18 protein-coding genes are annotated in these 17,616 nt (G+C 67.5%); 9 read left to right on the forward strand and 9 right to left on the reverse strand.

Translation table 11 applies throughout. The annotated features are described in order from the left end of the window. Window positions 1-27 precede the first annotated feature (27 nt). The 6 genes from TSH64_RS10425 to TSH64_RS10450 form a co-directional block, all read right to left on the reverse strand. Window positions 28-741, reverse strand: a complete 714-nt coding sequence (locus TSH64_RS10425) for an ABC transporter ATP-binding protein (RefSeq protein ID WP_109096676.1) — start codon at window positions 739-741, stop codon at window positions 28-30. Beyond that, complete coding sequence (locus TSH64_RS10430) at window positions 734-1,480, reverse strand: ABC transporter ATP-binding protein (RefSeq protein WP_109096677.1); 747 nt, start codon at window positions 1,478-1,480, stop codon at window positions 734-736. The genes TSH64_RS10425 and TSH64_RS10430 overlap by 8 nt, the downstream gene beginning before the upstream one ends. Then, window positions 1,467-2,465 (reverse strand): branched-chain amino acid ABC transporter permease, encoded by a 999-nt coding sequence (locus TSH64_RS10435; protein WP_109096678.1) that lies wholly within the window; start codon window positions 2,463-2,465, stop codon window positions 1,467-1,469. The genes TSH64_RS10430 and TSH64_RS10435 overlap by 14 nt, the downstream gene beginning before the upstream one ends. Beyond that, complete coding sequence (locus tag TSH64_RS10440; protein ID WP_109096679.1) at window positions 2,462-3,334, reverse strand: branched-chain amino acid ABC transporter permease; 873 nt, start codon at window positions 3,332-3,334, stop codon at window positions 2,462-2,464. The genes TSH64_RS10435 and TSH64_RS10440 overlap by 4 nt, the downstream gene beginning before the upstream one ends. 105 nt (window positions 3,335-3,439) lie before the next feature. Then, complete coding sequence (locus TSH64_RS10445) at window positions 3,440-4,684, reverse strand: ABC transporter substrate-binding protein (RefSeq protein WP_109096680.1); 1,245 nt, start codon at window positions 4,682-4,684, stop codon at window positions 3,440-3,442. 5 nt (window positions 4,685-4,689) lie between these two features. Beyond that, window positions 4,690-5,544 (reverse strand): GntR family transcriptional regulator, encoded by an 855-nt coding sequence (locus tag TSH64_RS10450; RefSeq protein ID WP_109096681.1) that lies wholly within the window; start codon window positions 5,542-5,544, stop codon window positions 4,690-4,692. A gap of 545 nt (window positions 5,545-6,089) precedes the next feature. Here TSH64_RS10450 and TSH64_RS10455 point away from each other — a divergent pair. Then, window positions 6,090-6,398 carry a putative quinol monooxygenase gene (locus tag TSH64_RS10455; protein WP_109096682.1) on the forward strand — a complete coding sequence of 103 codons (309 nt, stop codon included), beginning with the start codon at window positions 6,090-6,092 and terminating at the stop codon, window positions 6,396-6,398. Between the two features lie 29 nt (window positions 6,399-6,427). Here the strand turns inward: TSH64_RS10455 and TSH64_RS10460 are convergent, their stop codons facing one another. Continuing rightward, window positions 6,428-7,024, reverse strand: coding sequence for a TetR/AcrR family transcriptional regulator (locus tag TSH64_RS10460; RefSeq protein WP_109096683.1), 597 nt, complete (start codon window positions 7,022-7,024; stop codon window positions 6,428-6,430). Between the two features lie 154 nt (window positions 7,025-7,178). Here TSH64_RS10460 and TSH64_RS10465 point away from each other — a divergent pair, with 154 nt between their 5' ends. Continuing rightward, window positions 7,179-8,378 (forward strand): acetyl-CoA C-acyltransferase, encoded by a 1,200-nt coding sequence (locus TSH64_RS10465; protein ID WP_109096684.1) that lies wholly within the window; start codon window positions 7,179-7,181, stop codon window positions 8,376-8,378. Between the two features lie 22 nt (window positions 8,379-8,400). On the opposite strand, the gene TSH64_RS10470 is transcribed toward TSH64_RS10465, so the two are convergent. After that, window positions 8,401-9,297, reverse strand: coding sequence for a LysR family transcriptional regulator (locus tag TSH64_RS10470; RefSeq protein WP_109096685.1), 897 nt, complete (start codon window positions 9,295-9,297; stop codon window positions 8,401-8,403). Window positions 9,298-9,410: 113 nt separating this feature from the next. Here TSH64_RS10470 and TSH64_RS10475 point away from each other — a divergent pair, with 113 nt between their 5' ends. The 4 genes from TSH64_RS10475 (at window position 9,411) to TSH64_RS10490 (ending at window position 12,855) form a co-directional block, all read left to right on the forward strand. After that, on the forward strand, window positions 9,411-10,127 hold the full coding sequence (locus tag TSH64_RS10475) for an SDR family oxidoreductase (protein WP_109096686.1): 717 nt from the start codon (window positions 9,411-9,413) through the stop codon (window positions 10,125-10,127). 167 nt (window positions 10,128-10,294) lie between these two features. Next, window positions 10,295-10,690, forward strand: a complete 396-nt coding sequence (locus TSH64_RS10480) for a cupin domain-containing protein (protein WP_109049118.1) — start codon at window positions 10,295-10,297, stop codon at window positions 10,688-10,690. A 99-nt stretch (window positions 10,691-10,789) separates the two neighbouring features. Then, complete coding sequence (locus TSH64_RS10485) at window positions 10,790-11,788, forward strand: NAD(P)-dependent alcohol dehydrogenase (RefSeq protein WP_282188147.1); 999 nt, start codon at window positions 10,790-10,792, stop codon at window positions 11,786-11,788. Window positions 11,789-11,961: 173 nt separating this feature from the next. Next, a complete protein-coding gene (locus TSH64_RS10490) occupies window positions 11,962-12,855 on the forward strand; it encodes a LysR family transcriptional regulator (protein WP_109096688.1) in 894 nt (297 codons plus the stop codon). Between the two features lie 30 nt (window positions 12,856-12,885). Here TSH64_RS10490 and TSH64_RS10495 read toward each other — a convergent pair whose 3' ends face one another. Then, the gene (locus TSH64_RS10495; protein WP_109096689.1) at window positions 12,886-14,307 is read right to left on the reverse strand and encodes an amidase; all 1,422 of its coding nucleotides are present in this window, start codon (window positions 14,305-14,307) and stop codon (window positions 12,886-12,888) included. A 204-nt stretch (window positions 14,308-14,511) separates the two neighbouring features. On the opposite strand from TSH64_RS10495, the gene TSH64_RS10500 reads away from it, so the two are divergent. From TSH64_RS10500 to TSH64_RS10510, 3 genes are read left to right on the forward strand one after another with little or no spacing between them, the layout of a single operon-like run. Further along, a complete protein-coding gene (locus TSH64_RS10500) occupies window positions 14,512-15,630 on the forward strand; it encodes an ABC transporter ATP-binding protein (RefSeq protein ID WP_109096690.1) in 1,119 nt (372 codons plus the stop codon). A 45-nt stretch (window positions 15,631-15,675) separates the two neighbouring features. Then, window positions 15,676-16,722 (forward strand): ABC transporter substrate-binding protein, encoded by a 1,047-nt coding sequence (locus TSH64_RS10505; RefSeq protein WP_109096691.1) that lies wholly within the window; start codon window positions 15,676-15,678, stop codon window positions 16,720-16,722. A 35-nt stretch (window positions 16,723-16,757) separates the two neighbouring features. Next, window positions 16,758-17,615: an ABC transporter permease gene (locus TSH64_RS10510; protein ID WP_109096692.1), complete on the forward strand. Its 858-nt coding sequence runs from the start codon at window positions 16,758-16,760 to the stop codon at window positions 17,613-17,615. The last annotated feature ends 1 nt before the right edge of the window (window position 17,616 follow it).

The following is a 17,616-nucleotide window of genomic DNA, read 5'->3' on the forward strand; positions in this document are numbered from 1 at the left end:
TCGGGAGAGGGCCGGAGCGCGCATCGCTCACAACCCGAGATAGGTGCGTTTCAGTTCGGGGTCGCGCGCGATCTCGTCGGACGGTCCCGACAGCGCGAACACGCCGTTCTCGAGGATGTAGGCCCGGCGGGCGACCTCCAGCGACTGGACGACGTTCTGCTCCACCAGCAGGATCGCCAGCCCGTCCTCATTAAGCTTGCGGATCAGCCCGAACATCTCCTCCACCACCAGCGGCGAGAGGCCGAGCGACGGCTCGTCGAGGATCAGCAGCAGCGGTTCCGCCATCATGCCGCGGCCGATGGCCAGCATCTGCTGCTCGCCGCCGGAGAGCGTGCCGGCGAACTGGCCCTCGCGCTCCTTCAGACGGGGAAAGGTCGCGAAGATGCGCTCCAGGTTCCGTGCCCGGTTCGGCTTGCCGCGCCGGTAGCTGCCGAGTTCCAGATTCTCGCGGATCGACAGGTTGGGGAAAATCTTGCGGCCCTCCGGCACCTGGATCAGCCCCTCCTCGACGATGCGGGCGGCGGATTTGCCGTCGATGCGGGTGCCGCCGAAGCGGATCTCACCGGTCCAGGCCGGCAGTACGCCCGACATCACCTTGTTCAGCGTCGTCTTGCCGACGCCGTTGGAGCCCAGCACCGTGACGATCTCGCCGGCATGGACGGCCATGTCGATGCCGCGCAGCACCTCGGTGGCGCCATAGCCGGTCTTCAGCCCGCGGATTTCCAAAAGCTGTTCAGCCATGTACCGCCCCCTCCGCCTTCAGCCGGGCGGCGGCGCCGTGGCCGAGATAGGCCTCGATCACGCGGGTATCGGCGCAGACGACGGCGGGAGGCCCCTCGGCAATCATGCGGCCCTGTGCCAGCACATAGACGCGCTCGCACAGGTTCATCACCGCCTGCATGACGTGTTCGATCATCAGGATCGTCACCCCTTCGTCGCGGATGCCCCGGATCACCGGGATGATGTCGCGGATCTCCGACGGGTTCAGCCCGGCCAGCACCTCGTCCAGCAGCAGCAGCTTCGGCTCGGTGGCGAGCGCGCGGGCCAGTTCCAGCCGCTTGCGCCCGGCAACCGTCAGCCCGCCGGCCGGCCGGTCCAGCTCGCTCCCCAGCCCGACGCGGCGCGCCACGTCGCGCGCCTTGGCGGTGGCGTCGGCGCGCTTGGCATGGCGCAGATAGGCGCCGACCGCGATGTTCTCGCACACCGTCAGCCCGGCGAAGGGCTGGACGATCTGGAAGGTGCGGCCGATGCCGCGTTCCGCCCGGCGGTGCGGTTCCTCTGCGGTGATGTCGGTGCCCTCGAAGCGGATGCGCCCGTCGGTGGGGGCGACGAAGCCGGAGATCATCGAGAACAGCGTGGTCTTGCCGGCGCCGTTCGGGCCGATCAACCCGACGATGCCGCCGGGTTGCAGCGCCAGCGTCGCGCCGTCCACCGCCATCAGCCCGCCGAACCGCTTGGAAACGCCGTCAACGGCCAGCATGGGAAACCTCCTTGGGTCCGCGCGTGACCATCCCGCGGCCGCGGTCGCGCAGCCGTTCCAGCAGGCCGAGGATGCCGCCGCGGGCAAAAGCGACGGCCAGCACCAGCACGCCGCCGAAGACGATCAGGTCGATGCCGGGGATGCGGCCGGCGAACTGCTTGGCGACCTCGCCCAGCCCGTGCAGGGTCAGCGCCCCGACCACCGGGCCAAAGACGGTGCCGACGCCGCCGATGATCGGGGCCAGCAGAAGCTCAACCGAAATCCAGCTGCCATAGGCGATGTTGGCGTCGATGTAGAGGAAGTACTGGGCATAAAGGCAGCCGGACAGCGCCGTCACCCCGCCCGACAGGGCGATGGCGCGCAGCTTCACCGTCAGTGCATTGACGCCCAACGCCTTGGCGGCGTCCTCGTTCTCCCGCACCGCCACCAGCTGCGCCCCGAAGCGGGAGCGCTGGATCCAGCGCGTCAGCAGCAGAACCGAGACGACGAAGGCCAGCACCAGCCAGTAGAAGACGGCGCGGTCGTCGAATTGCAGGTTGGCGGCGCGGACATCCAGCTTGATCAGCAAGCCCGCCGCACCGCCGGTGAAGGACGCGGCGTTGGCGATGATGCGGAACACCTCGGCGAAGGCCAGCGTCACCAGCGCGAAGTAGGAGCCGCGCAGTCTCGACCGGAAGCTGAGGAAGCCGATGACCCAGCCGACCGCCGCACCGGCCGCCACCGCCAGCACCAGACCGGCCCAGGCGTTGACGCCGTAGCGCAGTTGCAGGATCGCCGTCACATAGGCGCCGGTGCCGAAGAAGGCGGCATGGCCGAAGCTGAACTGGCCGCCGAAGCCGCCCAGGATGTTCCAGCCCTGCGCGCCCAGCGCCACGATCAGCATAAAGACCAGGAAATTCAGCACCAGGCTGGAGGTCACCACCAGCGGCAGCAGCGCCGCCAGGACGGTGAGGACGGCGATCGGGATCAGGTCGCGCGCGGTCATGCCTTGGCTCCGAACAGTCCGGTCGGCCGCACCAGCAGCACGGCGATGAAGATCAGGAAGATGCCGATCTGGCCCAGGCTGTCGCCCAGGAACAGGCCGCACAGGCTCTCCACCACCCCGATGAACAGTCCGCCCAGCAGCGCGCCGGGCAGCGAGCCCATGCCGCCCAGCACCACCACGGTGAAGGCGACCAGCACGAAGGCGCCGCCGATGCGCGGGTTGACGTAGAAGGTCGGCATCAGCAGCCCCGCCGCGACGGCAAGACAGGCGCAGCCCAGGCCGAAGGTGACGGCATAGACATGCGGCACGTCGATGCCGACCAGATTGGCGCCGAGCTTTTCCTTGGCGACCGCGCGGATCGCCTTGCCGGTGTCGGTGCGGTTCAGCACCAGCCACAACAGGCCGGTCACCACCACGGCGACGCCCAGCCCGATCAGCCGCGGGTAGCTGAGCAGCAGCGGCCCCAAGGCCACGACCTGGAAGGAATAATCGGTGTCGAGTGTGCGGGTGTCGGACTGGAACACGGCCAGCAGCACATTCTCCAGCACGATGGACAGGCCGAGCGTGACCAGCAGGATGTTGCCGTCGTCGCCATGGCTGGCCGGCCCGATGACGAAGCGTTGCAGGCCGTAGCCGAGCACGAACATAAGCGGCACCAGCGGCAGGATGGCGAGATAGGGATCCATCCCCAACCATGCCCAGGCGACCCAGACCGCGAACATCGCGCAGGTCAGGAGCGCGCCGTGGGCGAAGTTGATGATGTGGAGCACGCCGTAGATCAGCGTCAGGCCAAGTGCAATCAGGGCATAGACCGCACCGGTCATCAGACCGTTCAGCGCCGCTTCCAGAATGATCTGAGGTGAATACATGGCAGCCCGCGCATGAGGAGAACGGTCCCCTCATCCGTCCGCGAAGCCGGCTCGCGGCGACCCGGACGGATGGGGGAATGCGGAGGTGCGACGGCGAAAAACGGATCAGGCCGCCGGGAAGTTGACCTTCGCCTCGGCGAATGCGTCGGGGAAGATCACCTTGATGTCCTCACCCTGGATCTGGGTGTTGATCGGGCTGGCGCCCTCGTTCTGGCCGTTGACGAACTTGGTCGGGCCATAGGGCATGATGTGGCCAGCGAAGGTGGAGGCGTTCAGCGCCTCGATGATCTTCTTACGGTCGGTCGAGGCCGCGCGCTCGATGGCGTCGGCCAGCAGCAGGACGTTCGAATAGTTCAGCGAGACATTGTAGGCGAAGGACTTGCCCTGCCCTTCCACCGCCTTGCGGAGCGCCAGCGCCTTCGGGTTCTTCGGATCGTGCCAGTGGTTGCAGTCGATGACGTTCTGGGCCGCCTGGGGGAATTCCTTGACGAAGCGGCCATTCGACGCCGCACCGCCCAGGATCGCATAGATGCCCTTCGGCTTGATGCGCTGCTGCTGCATGGTGCGGGCGAGCAGCACGAACTCGCCATAATAATTGGACGGGATCACCAGATCGGGGTTCAGCGAACGGATGCGCAGCGCTACGTTGGACATGTCGCGCGCCGGCGTCGGATGGGCGATGGTCTCCAGAATCTCGAAGCCGCGCTTGGGCAGTTCGGTTTGCAGAAGCTTGGCGAGGCCGGAGCCGAACAGCCCGTCCTCATGCACCAGCACCACGGTCTTGGCCGGCTTGCCCGCCTTGTCGTTGATGGCGGTCAAATTGTCGAGCGCCACCTGCGTGACCTTGCCGAAGCCGGGGCTGAAGCGGAAGGTGTTGGTCAGGCCGCGCGCCATGATCTGGTCCGACACGCCGACATCGACCAGGTAAGGCAGGTCGTAGCGCGCCGCCGCCTGCGACGCGGCGAGGCAGATCGGGCTGGCGAAGCCACCGACGATGGCGGACACGCCTTCGGCCTGCATCCGCTCCACCTCCTGCGTGCCGGCTTCGGGGGTCGAGCGAGCGTCGCCGAAGATCATTTCCAGCTTGGCGCCACCCAGCGACTTGATGCCGCCGGCCGCGTTGATCTCGTTGATCGCCATCTCCGCACCGGCCCGGCCGAGGTCGCCGTCATGGGCCAGCGCGCCGGTCACCGGCTGAAGGATGCCGATCTTCACCACCGGAGTTTGTGCCCGCAGGACCGAGGGGGCGGCAAACGGCAGCGCGGTGACGGCGGCCGCCGCCGCACCGGCCTTCAGAACCGTGCGGCGGGAAATGCCGATGAGGGTGGAGTCCTGAACCGAACGTCCCATAACGCTCAACTCCTCTGTTTGATGACCCGCGGGGTGCGGGTGGGCTTTTCGCCCGCTTTGCTTTTCTCTGATTTGCTTTTGTCCGTGGTGCGCGGCCAGCCGAGCGCGGGGCTCCACCGCCTCTCGCCGTCGTTGCCGGTGCGCACCAGATCCATGTGGAAGCTGTAGCGGTCAGGGCGGTAGAGCGCGTGGAGATGTTCCACGCCGCGGCCCGACGGCTCGTAGACGATGCGGGTCAGGGTCAGCAGCGGCGAGCCGATCTCCAGATCGAGCGCCGCCGCCGCCTCCGGACCGGCCAGCGTGGCGTTGATCGCCTGGGTGGCGCGCTCCGTCGTCACGCCTGACCGTTCGATCAGTTCCAGCAGCGGGCGCGCCGCCAGTTCCGCCTCCGAATAGGTCAGGCCGATCCATTCCGGCACATGGGTGGTCAGGTAGGAGAAGGGTTCCCCGTCGATCAGGCGTACGCGCACCGACCGCTGCGCCCGCTCGCCGGGCTTCAGGCCCAGGCTTTCGGCAATCGGCTCGGGCGGCACGCCATAGCCGAAGGACAGCAGCCTCACGTCGGTGCTGCGGCCCATGTCGATCAGGTGCGACAGCACGTTCGACAGATCGGCGACGATCGGCCGGACGGCGCGCGTGTCGTGGACGAAGGTGCCGGAGCCGGCCTTGCGCTGCACCAGCCCTTCCTTGTCCAGAAGGTCAAGCGCCCGGCGCACGGTGACGCGCGACACGGCATGTTCGGCGGCCAGAGCTGGTTCGCCCGGCAGGCGTGCGCCCGGCGACAGCTCGCCGGCGACGATGCGGTCGCGCAGCAGCAAATAGATCCTGCGGGCCTTCAGGGGTTCGACCGCCGACTTCACAGCACTCCGCCTCCCCTTCCGTCGGAAACCGTAGCTGTCTATTCACCAGACAGGAACCTGTATGATGGATAATACAGCTTTGGTCAACAGCGTTGTTGGCGCCGCGAACCATCACGGCTTGGCCCCAAGCAAAACTTCCTGGGCCCGGTCAGAGGATTCGACAGGAGCATCGCTGCCGTGGCGGTGTCGTCAGCGGCGACTGCGCGACGGCGGACCCTGCCGCGGCGAGGATCGAAACAGCAGTGGAAAGGAGGCAGAGCAGGAGAATGACGGCATGATGCCCCGTTCGTCGGCGGTCAGCCGGCGCTGGCGCGCTGCGTTCGGCAAAACCCATAGACAAGCGGCTTGGGATCGATGGGATTTGCTTCTGTCTGAAATCGCAACTCCGCATTTCCGATTTCGATTTTCCCGGTCTATCCCTTGGTCACAGGCCGAGGGGCCGGGTTGCCAGCCGCCGTCCCGCGGGCGAGGATCGGTCGGTCTCCGGCTTTGCAATGTCCAAGCTTGAACTCTGAGTCCCAACCATTCATCAGGGAAAGACCACCATGACCATTCCGCCGAGCGAACAGGTGCAACTCGTCGCCTATCTGGTCGCCAAGCCCGGCCAGGAGCAGGCGCTGGCCGACGCCATCACCGCCATCGTTCCGGACGTGCTGAAGGAGCCGGGCTGCCTCGCCTACTCCGCCCATGTCAGCCGCGAAAAGCCCGGTACCGTCGTGATGTACGAGATCTGGCGGGATCAGGCGGCACTCGACACCCATGCGAAGGCTGCGGCCTTCACCGGCCTTGCCGCGCAGTTCGACACGCTGCTGGGCGAACCGCTGCGGATCGACCTGCTGCGCCGCATCGCCTGACCGGCATAGCCTGATCGACGCAACGGCGCTCAGGCATCGCCGGCTTCCTGTTTGCCGGGAGGCCGGCCGAGGCTCGTGCGCGCCGCCTCCAGGATCTCTTCCGACAGGGCGGGATCGTCGACGGCACGCGCAAGGATCAGGGCGCCGACCATCTCCGAAAGGGTGGTCAGCGCCGCCTTCCGCTTCGCCTCCGCCGAGCGGCCCGGAACGAGGCGGCTCAAGCCGTCGAGGAAGGGCCGCAGTCCGCGGGTGAAGGCACTGCGCGCCACCCCGCCCTGACGGGCCACATCGATGCCGAGTGCCGCAATGGGGCAACCGGCGGCACTGCGGTCGCGGTGGCGCGGAGACAAATAGCTGTCCAGCAGCGCCGCCAGAGCCTCGTCCCCCTTCGTCTCCGCCGACACGCGCCAGCGCTCCGCCGCAACCTCCATCGCGTGGGCGCAGGCCTCTGCCGCCAGATCCTCCTTCGAAGCGAACTGGCCGTAGAAGCCGCCATGGGTCAGGCCAGCCTCCTTCATCAGGTCGGCGACGCCGATCCCATTGAACCCGCGCTCGCGGAACAGCGCGCTCGCCACCTCGACGACGCGGCGCCGGTTCTCCGCCGCCTGCTCCTTGCTCACCCGCATGTTCCACCTTCCCTGACCCGACCCTGAGAAGCGTCCCCGCAAAGCGATGGGAGGCCCGTTGACAAATTATATGACGATCATCATCATCTATGCAAACATGATGGTCATAATTTAAATCTCGCCCCAGCCGGGCCACCGATCCGGAGACCGCAACATGCACACCGCTTCACCCAAGGATCCCGTCGTCATCGTGTCCGCCGTCCGCACGCCGCTGGGCCGCTTCCAGGGTGAGTTGGCAGCGCTGCCGGCCCCGGCTCTCGGCGCCCGCGCCATTGCCGCGGCGGTGGAGCGTGCCGGCTTGCCGCCAGCCAGCATCGACGAGCTGCTGTTCGGCTGCGTTCTTCCCGCCGGGCAAGGGCAGGCGCCGGCCCGGCAGGCCGCCCGCGGTGCCGGGCTGCCCGATGCGACCGGAGCGACCACGATCAACAAGGTCTGCGGCTCGGGCATGAAGGCGACCATGCTGGCCCATGACCTGATCCGCGCCGGGTCGGCCGACATCGTCGTTGCCGGCGGCATGGAGTCGATGACCAATGCTCCCTACCTGCTGGCGAAGGCCCGCGGCGGATACCGCATCGGCCATGACCGGCTGCTGGACCACATGATGCTGGACGGGCTGGAGGATGCTTATGAGGGTGGCCGCGCCATGGGCGATTTCGGCGAAGCGACGGCCGAGGCCTACGGCTTCACCCGCGCCGAACAGGACGCCTACGCCGCCCGGACGCTGACCCGCGCCCGTGCGGCGGTCGAAAGCGGCGCCTTCGCGGCGGAGATCGTGCCGGTCACGGTTCCCGCCAAGGGTGGCGAGCGGGTGGTCGCGCAGGACGAGAACCCGCTGAAGGTTTCCCCCGACAGGATCCCGGCGCTGAAGCCCGCCTTCCGCCGCGACGGGACGATCACGGCTGCCAGCTCGTCGGCCAATGCGGACGGCGCTGCGGCGCTGGTGCTGACGCGGCGTTCGGTGGCCGAGGCCGCCGGCCTGCCGATCCTGGCGGAGATCCGCGGCCACGCCACCCACAGCCAGGATCCGGCCTGGTTCACCACCGCTCCGATCCCGGCAATCCGCAAACTGCTGGACAAGGTCGGCTGGTCGGTGGGCGAGGTCGATCTGTTCGAGATCAACGAGGCCTTTGCCGTCGTCGCCATGGCGGCGCAGCGCGACCTGGGGATCGATCCCGAGCGGTTGAACGTCAATGGCGGGGCCTGCGCGCTCGGCCACCCCATCGGCGCAACCGGGGCGCGGCTGATCGTGACGCTGCTGCACGCGCTGGCGGCGCGCGGACTGACGCGGGGCGTGGCCTCCCTGTGCATCGGCGGCGGAGAGGCCATCGCCATCGCCATCGAGCGGGTCGGCTGAGACACCGGAAGCGGCGTTCCTATCACCTTGCCTCCTCCCGGTTCAGCCGGCGCGCCATGGCGTCGAGGAACAGGCGCACGCGCGTCGGCAGCTGCCGTTGCGAGGGGAACAGCGCACAGACCGGTGCGGAGTCGCCACGCCAGTCCGGCAGCACCCGCACCAGTCTGCCGGCGGCAAGGTCGTCCTGAACGTCGATCTGTGACTTCCACATGAGGCCGCAGCCGGCAAGCGCCCAATCCTGGGCGACGTCGCCATTGTCGCAGCGCAGGCGGGATGCGGTGTCCAGTTCGACCACCGCACCGCCGGATCCCAGCAGGCGCCAGCGCCCGCCGGTGCCGCGGTATTGGATGCACTCGTGGCTCTCCAAATCCTCTGGCGAGGCGGGCCAGCCTCGACGCTCCAGATAGGCCGGCGCACCGACCAGGATCCGGTGGTTGTCGGCCAGCCTGCGCATGACCAGCGCCGAATCCCTGGGCGCCCCGATCCGTACCGCCACGTCCAGCCCCTCGTCGATCAGATCGACCATGCGATCGGTCAGGCGCAGGTCGACCGAAATCCGCGGATAAGCCTCGACAAGCTCGCGGCAGACCGGGCCGACATGCATGCGGCCCAAGGCCGCCGGCGCTCCCACCCGCAGAATGCCCTGCGGCTCGACGCGGCCATGGCGGAGAGCCTCCTCGGCCTCAGCGACCTCGGCGAGGATGCGCTGGGCATGCCGGTACAGCCGCTGCCCCTCCTCCGTCAGGGCGAGGCGCCGGGTGCTGCGGGCCACCAACCGTGTATCGGTTCGCCGCTCCAGCGATGCCAGCCGCTTGCTGACCGCACTCAGCGCCAGATTCATCTCCCGGCCGGCGGCGGACAGGCTGCCCGCGGCGACGATGCGGACGAAGGTGCGCAGCTCATCGAGGTCGCCCAGCATACCCGTCTCATTCTTTCCATTTGGTGGAGAGTATATCGATCAGGTCGAGGATACTGCGCAATTCGGAGAGGTTCTAGACTTCCTTCCAACCCACCCCCTGAAGGAAATGCACCATGTCAGACAGCTCGAAGAACACGCGCGTGCTGGTGGTCGGCGGCAGCTCCGGCATCGGTCTGGCGACTGCGACGGCGGCTGCCGAAGCAGGCGCTTCGGTCACCATCGCCTCGCGGTCGCGCGACAAGCTCGACGCCGCGGTCGCCGCAATCGGCGGCGACGCACGCGCCGTAGTGCTCGACACCCGCGACCTGGAGGCGGTTGAACGCTTCTTCGCGGAAGAGCCGGCCTGGGACCATGTCGTCGTCTCCGCGGCGCAGACGCCCGGCGGGCCGGTGCGCGGCCTTGCCCTCGCCGACGCCCGGACCGCGATGGACAGCAAATTCTGGGGCGCTTACCACGTCGCCCGTGCCGCAAAAATCAGCGAGACCGGATCGCTGACCTTCGTGTCGGGCTTTCTCAGCGTCAGGCCCTCCGCGACCTCCGTTCTGCAGGGCGCCATCAACGCAGCGCTGGAAGCGCTGGCCCGCGGGCTGGCTCTGGAACTCGCCCCTGTCCGCGTCAATGCCGTTTCGCCAGGCCTGATCGCGACACCGCTGTGGTCCGGCCTGCCGGCGGAGAAGCGGGAGGCGATGTTCTCCGGCGCCGCCCAACGCCTGCCCGCCCGCCGGGTCGGCCAAGCCAAGGATATCGCCAACGCCGTGCTGTTCCTCGCCACCACTCCCTTCGCCACTGGCTCCACCGTGCGCGTGGATGGCGGCGGCGCCATTGCCTGACCGGCCGGTGAACGGACATCGAAACCGCGACACGTCACGGGTATTGATGAGGTTCATTTATAAGTCCATGCATCTTTGGGGGACTAATCGCAGACAGTCCCGTGGATTAGCTTCTCTGGCACCCCCACCGCCGCACCGCGGCGGGCAACGACCGGAGGATCGAGGCCATGGACATCACACGCGTCGGCTCGCAGCCATCCACCAGGGGACCGGCGGACTGGTTCACGGGTACGGTCCGCATCGACCCGCTGTTCCAGCCGCATCCGCCGGCCCGCACGACCGCCGCCAGCGTCACCTTCGAGCCCGGCGCCCGCACGGCATGGCACACCCATCCGCTGGGGCAGACGCTGATCGTCACCGCCGGCTGCGGCCGAGTCCAGCGCGAGGGCGGCCCCATCGAGGAGATTCGCCCCGGTGACGTGGTGTGGTTCGCGCCGGGCGAACGGCACTGGCACGGCGCCTCGCCCACCATGGCGATGACGCACATCGCCATCCAGGAACAGCTGGACGGTAAGGCGGTCGACTGGATGGACAAGGTGACGGACGAGCAATACGGCGCCTGACGCCGACCGTCCCGGATAAGAAGCCGAGAGAAGCGAGGAGTTTTCCCCATGACTGTGAAAGCCTATGGCGCCCATGCCGCCGACAGGCCGCTGGAACCGATGGACATCGCCCGCCGGGCTCCCGGTCCGCATGACGTGCAGATCGAGATCGCCTATTGCGGTGTCTGCCATTCGGACCTGCATCAGGTGCGGGCGGAATGGGCCGGCACGCTGTGGCCCTGCGTTCCCGGACACGAGATCGTCGGCCGGGTTTCCGCCGTCGGCGGCCATGTGAAAGGTTTCCGCGACGGCGATCTGGTCGGCGTCGGCTGCATGGTCGACAGCTGCCGGCATTGCGACGACTGCGAGGCCGGGCTGGAGAATTACTGCGACGGCATGGTCGGCACCTACAACGGACCGACCGACGATCCGCCCGGCCACACGCTGGGCGGCTATTCACAGCGGATCGTCGTTCACGAACGCTATGTTCTGCGCGTCAGGCACCCGGAGGAGCAGCTTGCGGCGGTGGCGCCGCTGCTGTGCGCCGGCATCACCACCTATTCCCCCCTGCGCCACTGGCAGGCGGGGCCGGGCAAGAAGGTCGGCGTCGTCGGGATCGGCGGCCTCGGCCATATGGGCATCAAGCTGGCCCACGCGATGGGCGCCCATGTGGTGGCCTTCACCACGTCCGAATCCAAGCGCGAGGATGCGAAGGCGCTGGGGGCGGACGAGGTCGTCGTTTCCCGCAACGAGGACGAGATGGCCACCCATGCCAAGAGCTTCGACCTCATCCTGAACACGGTGGCGGCTCCGCACGATCTCGATGCCTTTCTCGTGCTTCTGAAGCGCGACGGAACGATGACGCTTGTCGGTGCGCCGGCCACGCCGCATCCCTCGCCCACCGTGTTCAACCTGATCACCAAGCGGCGGTCCATCGCCGGCTCGATGATCGGCGGTATCCCAGAGACGCAGGAGATGCTGGATTTCTGTGCCGAACACGGTATCACCGCCGACATCGAACTGATCCGCGCCAGGGAGATCAACGCGGCCTATGAACGGATGCTGAAGGGCGACGTCAAATACCGCTTCGTGATCGACAACGCCTCCCTGTCCGCCTGATCCCGGCCTTCGCCTCCCTATTTAAAATGCGAGCACCCCCGAACCGGCGCGCCCGCCAGCGTCCCGCCGGACGGGGGTTTGCTGCCCCCGATGGCGCCGGAGCGTCGAGCAAGCCATTCCTGAAATCGACTCCGGCGCTATACTGTGCGGAGCGACATGATGGGGAGTCATGAATGCCGCGTGAGAGCGTCGACGATCTGCTGGCCTTCATCGCGGTGGCCCGTGAACGGAGCTTCACCAGGGCGGCGGCGCAATTCGGCCTGTCGCAGTCGGCCCTCAGCCACACGATCCGTCAGCTCGAAGCCCGGCTCGGCATCCGGCTTCTGACCCGCACGACGCGGGCGGTGTCGCTGACCGATGCCGGCGAGCGCCTGTTCAACGGAATCCGTCCGCATTTCGAGGAGATCGGCGCGCAGATCGATGCACTCAGCGAGTTGCGCGAGAAACCGGCCGGCAACATCCGCATTTCGGCTTCCGACCATGCGGTCGCCCATGTGCTCTGGCCCAAGCTGCGCGACATCCTGCCGAAATACCCCGACATTAAGGTCGAGCTGGTTCTCGACAACGCGCTGATCGACATCGTCGCCATGCGGTGCGATGCCGGAGTCAGGATGGGCGAGCTGCTTGCCAAGGACATGATCTCGGCCAGGATCAGCCCCCCGGTCCGCTTCGCCGTGATCGGCACCCCCGCCTATTTCAACGGCAATCCGATCCCCGCCAGCCCGCAGGAGCTCGTTAACCACAGCTGCATCAATCTGCGCCTGCCGACCTACGGCGGCCTGTGGGCATGGGAGTTCGAGCGCGAGGGGCAGACGGTCAACATCCGCGTCGATGGGCAGGTGGCCTTCAACAACATCCACAATGTTCTGGAGGCGGCCCTGGATGGCTTCGGGCTTGCCTATGTTCCGGAGGACATCGCCACCCCCCACATCGCGCAGGGACGGTTGAGACGCGTCCTCGAAGACTGGTCGCCTTACTGGGAAAGCTATCACCTGTATTATCCGAGCCGGCGGCAGTCCTCGCCGGCCTTCATCGCGCTGGTCGAGGCGCTGCGCCATCGCGACTGACGGGACGGGCGATGCCGCAGCGACGGCTCTTCAGTCAGGCGATACCGGGTCCGCCACCCAGCGATGGACGAAGCCGGCGTCGCGCTCCAACCGGTGGCCCAAACCGATCAGGCGGCGCTCCTCGCCTGGGCGCGCGATCAGTTGGATGCCGAAGGGCAGCCCATCGGCATCGCCGGCCGGCAGCGTCAGCACCGGAAAGCCGATCAGCGTCACGATGGCGGTGACGCCGAGATAATCGAGGATCGTCTCCGTCGGACTGCCGTCGATGGCGGTCACCTCGCCATCCGCGTTCGGCCAGGGCATCACGCCGCAAGCCGGGGCCACCAGAACATCGATGTCCCGGAACAGTGCCGTGAAGCGGCGGTACAGCGCGGTTCGTGCCGCCTGCGCCTCCAGATAGGCCTGGGCGGTGATGCCGTTGCCCGCTTCGATGTTCCACCGCACAGTGTCGGTCAACCGGTCGCCATGCCTGTCCAGCAGCGGGCCGTAGGCGTGGCGGATCTGTGCAGCGCGCAGCGTGCGGAAGGTCGGCATGGCGTCGCCGCACTCCGGATGACGGTAGAGAACCGGCCCTGCGACCCCCTCCAGCCGGGCAATGGCGGCGGCGAAGCGCTCCCTGACCGCATGCGACACGGTTGCGGCACCGAAATCGGCCGTGGCACCCAGCCGTGAGCCCACCCCTTCGCCGACACCGTCGGGGAGCAGAGCCAGAAACGATGTCGGATCGTCGGGATCCATGCCGGCCATCGCCGCGAGCAGCACTGCGCAGTCAGCGGTATCGCGCGCGATCACCCCATGCGTCGCCAGCGTATCCCAGCCCAGTGGCCGCTTCGGCGCCGGGATCAGACCGGGCGTCGGCCGGATCGAGGCGACGCCGCAGAAGCCCGCCGGCACCCGCACCGAACCGCCGAAGTCGGTGCCGTGGGCCAGCGGCGCCATGCCGGCGGCGACGGCGACCGCAGCGCCCCCGCTCGATCCGCCGGACGTCAGCCGCGGGTCGAACGGGTTGCACGTCGGCCCCGCCAGACGGTTGCCGCAGATGGCGCCGAAGCCGAATTCCGGCGTGTTGGTCTTGCCGATGACGATACCGCCGGCCGCTTCGATCCGCTCCACCGCGATGTCGTTCGCCGCCGGCACATGGTCGGCGTAAAGCTCCGACCCATAGGTCGTGCGGATGCCCGCGGTGTCGGTCAGATCCTTGATGGCAACCGGCACGCCATGCAGCGGACCGACCGGCCGGCCGGTCTTCGCAAAGGCGGCATCGAGCATCCCGGCCCGCGCCAGTGCCTTGTCCGCGGCGACGGTGAGGAAGGCGCAGAGCGCGGGATCGGCAGCCGCGATCCGGTCCAGATGTGCCTCCGTCACCGCGCGGGCTGAAAGCTCCCCATTGGCGAGACGCGCTGCCAGCGCCGCCGCGCTGTCCCGCCACAAGACATCACTCTGCACAGACATCGATCAATCTCCTGACAATGGCGTCAAAAGCGGCATATGCATCCGGCCTGCGCACAAGATGGCGGCAATTCGGGTTCCGCAAAGACCTCTGGCTATCAGAAAACAATGCTATCATATTGCTAAATAACGCAAAATACAAAAACGGCATGCCGTTTGCTAAAGAGAAAGGCAATCGAACGGCAATGCGAAAGGGTTGGTGCAGCCATGGTCAGCGCTTCGCCCAACGGCCCGGCTTCCCCGCGCGGGCAGACGCTTCTTCTCGACGGGATCACCCAACGCTACGGCACATCGCTCGCCGTGAACGAGGTCACGCTCGACATCCGCGGCGGCGAACTGGTGGCCCTGCTCGGCCCGTCGGGCTGCGGAAAGACCACCCTGCTGCGGATCATCGCCGGTTTCCTTGCCCAGACGAAGGGGCATGTGATGGTCGGCGGCAAAAGCGTGGACGGACTGCCGCCCAACCGCCGCTCGGTCGGCATCGTCTTCCAGAACTACGCGCTGTTCCCGCACATGACGGTGGCGGAGAATGTCGCCTACGGGCTGGATGCCCGCGGCGTCGACCGCGCCACCCAGCGCAGCGAGGCGCAGCGCATGCTCGATCTGGTCAAGCTCGGCCATCTCGGCGACCGCACCCCGCGCCAGTTGTCCGGCGGCCAGCAGCAGCGCGTGGCGCTTGCCCGCGCGCTGGCGGTCAACCCGTCGATCCTGCTGCTTGACGAGCCCTTTGCCGCGCTGGACAAGAATCTGCGCCTGGACATGCAGATCGAGGTCAAGCGCATCCAGCGCCTGTCCGGCATCACCACCATCCTCGTCACCCACGACCAGGAGGAGGCGCTGTCGATGGCCGACCGCGTCGCGGTGCTGAGCCAGGGCCGGCTGGAGCAATTCTCCCCGCCGACGGAGATCTACGACGCGCCCGACAGCCTGTTCGTCAACACCTTCGTCGGCTCGGCCAATTTGCTGGGCGGCGTGCTGGTCGACAGCGACCGCAGCGCCGGCCGGGTGCGGCTGGACGCCGGCGGACTGATCGAGACCCGCGCGCCCAAGGGCGATTTGCAGCCCGGCTCCCGCGTCACGGTCTGCCTGCGCCCCGAACATCTGAGCGTCGATCCTGTCGGAGACGATGCCGAGACGCTGAACGGCGTGGTTGAGATGGGTCTGCCGCTGGGCGCCACCGTCGTCCACGAGATCCGCGTCGGCGACGGCACCGCCGTCAAGGTGTCCGAACCGCGCATCCAGCGCACCGACCTGCTGGCGCCCGGCACCCCGGTGCGGCTGGCGCCGGTCGCCCCCCGCCTCGCCTCGGTCTTCGCCGCGGCCTGAATACCCCTCCGATCTCCCCTCTCCTCTCACCTTCTGGAGTGAACGATGCTGCTGACCCGCCGCAATCTGATGCAGACGGCGCTGACGCTGGGTGCCATGCATGCCTTCCCCGGCCTGACCTGGGCGCAGGCGCGCCCGCTGGTCTTCGCGACCTTCACCGGCAGCTGGGAGGAAGCCCACAAGGCCGTGCTCGTCCCCGCCTTCCGCAAGGCGGCGGGCAATGCCAACATCGTGCTGGACCCGATGCTGTCGGTCGACCAGATCGCCAAGGTCAACGCCGCCAAGTCCAACCCGCCCATCGACGTGATGCTGCACGATCCGGGGCCCGCGCTCCAGGCCATAGCGCAGGATCTGGTCGAACCCTATCCGGTCGAACAGAGCGCCTATTACAAGGACCTGATCCCGGCGGCGCAGGTCCCGATGGGGCCGGCACCCTTCTTCCAGGTGGTCGGCATCACCTACAACCCGGAAACGGTGAAGACGCCGCCGACCTCCTGGGCCGACCTGTGGAAGCCGGAATTCAAGGGCCGTGTCGGCATCACCAACCTGAACTCGACGCTCGGCACCGGCTTCATGGTGGAACTCGCCAAGATGCATGGCGGGTCGGAGGCCAACATCGACCCGGCTTTCAAGGCGCTCGAGGCGCTGCGCCCCAGCCTTGCCGCCGTCGCCGCCAATCCCGGCCAGCTCGCCACCCTGTTCCAGCAGGGCCAGATCGACATCTCCCCTGGCAACTTCAACGCCATCCAGATCCTGAAGGCGCGCGGCGTGCCCGTCGAGTTCGTCATTCCGAAGGAGGGCGCCATCGCCTTCAAGACGACCATCCACATCGTCAAGAACTCCCCCAACAAGGAGCTGGCCTTCAAGCTGATCGAAGCGGCCCTGTCGCCGGAGGTGCAGGCCACGCTGATGGAGGAGCCCTACCTGATCGTGCCGACCAACACGAAGGTCGCGATCAAGGGCGAACTGGCCAAGACGCTGGCCAAGGACCATGCGGAGATCGCCAAGAAGTTCGTGTTCCAGGATTGGGGCAAGATCAACGAGCAGCGTGCCGCCTGGATCGAGCGGTTCAACCGCGAAATCCGCGTCTGACCGCTCAATAGCCCGCCAGCCGGAGGAGGCGCCCCATGGCCGCGACGTTGCGCGACGTCACCACCTACGACCTGAAGCTCGCGGCTCCGCTGGCGGCGGGCTTCGTCCTGTTCTTCGTCACGCCGCTGGTGATCCTGCTGGCGCTGAGTTTCCAGACCGACCCGCAGGGCGGCCATTACGGGCTGACCCAATATGTCAATTTCCTGGGCGACAGCTTCAGCCTGGGGGTTCTGGGTTCCACCCTGTGGCTGGGGGTGAAGGTGACGGTGCTGACCCTGCTGCTGGGCTATCCGGTGGCATGGCTGCACCAGCGCTCCCCCGGCTGGGCCAGGGGGCTGATCATGCTGCTGGTGCTGCTGCCGCTGCTGACCAGCGTGGTGGTGCGCACCTTCGCCTGGGTGGTGATCCTGGGCCGCCAGGGCATCGTCAACGCCACGCTGTCCTGGATCGGGCTGATCGACACGCCGCTGAAGCTGCTCTACACCGAGGGCGGGGTGGTCGTGGCGCTGGCGCAGGTGCAGATGCCGCTGATGGTGCTGCCGATCATCACGGCTTTGAGCCGCATCGACCCGAATTTCGCCGACGCCTCGTCGGTGCTGGGGGCCGGGCACTGGCGGACCTTCCGCAAGGTGATCCTGCCGCTGTCGCTGCCGGGCATCGTCGCCGGCTGCCTGCTGACCTACGCCGCGGCGATCACCGCCTTCATCACGCAAAGCCTGATCGGCGGCGGCCAGATGCTGTTCATGCCGATGTACATCTACCAGCAGGCCTCGACCCTGCAGAACTGGCCCTTCGCCGCGGCGATCTCCATCGTCTTCCTGGTGTCGGTGCTGGTCGTGGTGTCGATCTTCAACGCTCTCGGCCGCCTGTCGCGCGGCTATGCCAACGCCTGAT

This window comes from Azospirillum sp. TSH64 (assembly GCF_003116035.1).
Classification (GTDB): Bacteria; Pseudomonadota; Alphaproteobacteria; order Azospirillales; family Azospirillaceae; genus Azospirillum.

What these genes read in the sequence shown, in the direction of transcription:
- TSH64_RS10440 (WP_109096679.1), bottom strand. Translation starts at nt 3,334, where the DNA reads ATGTATTCACCTCAGATCATTCTGGAAGCGGCGCTGAACGGTCTGATG.
- TSH64_RS10500 (WP_109096690.1), top strand. Translation starts at nt 14,512, where the DNA reads ATGGTCAGCGCTTCGCCCAACGGCCCGGCTTCCCCGCGCGGGCAGACG.
- TSH64_RS10480 (WP_109049118.1), top strand. Translation starts at nt 10,295, where the DNA reads ATGGACATCACACGCGTCGGCTCGCAGCCATCCACCAGGGGACCGGCG.
- TSH64_RS10510 (WP_109096692.1), top strand. Translation starts at nt 16,758, where the DNA reads ATGGCCGCGACGTTGCGCGACGTCACCACCTACGACCTGAAGCTCGCG.
- TSH64_RS10485 (WP_282188147.1), top strand. Translation starts at nt 10,790, where the DNA reads ATGGACATCGCCCGCCGGGCTCCCGGTCCGCATGACGTGCAGATCGAG.
- TSH64_RS10505 (WP_109096691.1), top strand. Translation starts at nt 15,676, where the DNA reads ATGCTGCTGACCCGCCGCAATCTGATGCAGACGGCGCTGACGCTGGGT.
- TSH64_RS10445 (WP_109096680.1), bottom strand. Translation starts at nt 4,684, where the DNA reads ATGGGACGTTCGGTTCAGGACTCCACCCTCATCGGCATTTCCCGCCGC.
- TSH64_RS10475 (WP_109096686.1), top strand. Translation starts at nt 9,411, where the DNA reads ATGTCAGACAGCTCGAAGAACACGCGCGTGCTGGTGGTCGGCGGCAGC.
- TSH64_RS10495 (WP_109096689.1), bottom strand. Translation starts at nt 14,307, where the DNA reads ATGTCTGTGCAGAGTGATGTCTTGTGGCGGGACAGCGCGGCGGCGCTG.
- TSH64_RS10460 (WP_109096683.1), bottom strand. Translation starts at nt 7,024, where the DNA reads ATGCGGGTGAGCAAGGAGCAGGCGGCGGAGAACCGGCGCCGCGTCGTC.
- TSH64_RS10435 (WP_109096678.1), bottom strand. Translation starts at nt 2,465, where the DNA reads ATGACCGCGCGCGACCTGATCCCGATCGCCGTCCTCACCGTCCTGGCG.
- TSH64_RS10490 (WP_109096688.1), top strand. Translation starts at nt 11,962, where the DNA reads ATGCCGCGTGAGAGCGTCGACGATCTGCTGGCCTTCATCGCGGTGGCC.
- TSH64_RS10470 (WP_109096685.1), bottom strand. Translation starts at nt 9,297, where the DNA reads ATGCTGGGCGACCTCGATGAGCTGCGCACCTTCGTCCGCATCGTCGCC.
- TSH64_RS10425 (WP_109096676.1), bottom strand. Translation starts at nt 741, where the DNA reads ATGGCTGAACAGCTTTTGGAAATCCGCGGGCTGAAGACCGGCTATGGC.
- TSH64_RS10465 (WP_109096684.1), top strand. Translation starts at nt 7,179, where the DNA reads ATGCACACCGCTTCACCCAAGGATCCCGTCGTCATCGTGTCCGCCGTC.
- TSH64_RS10430 (WP_109096677.1), bottom strand. Translation starts at nt 1,480, where the DNA reads ATGCTGGCCGTTGACGGCGTTTCCAAGCGGTTCGGCGGGCTGATGGCG.
- TSH64_RS10455 (WP_109096682.1), top strand. Translation starts at nt 6,090, where the DNA reads ATGACCATTCCGCCGAGCGAACAGGTGCAACTCGTCGCCTATCTGGTC.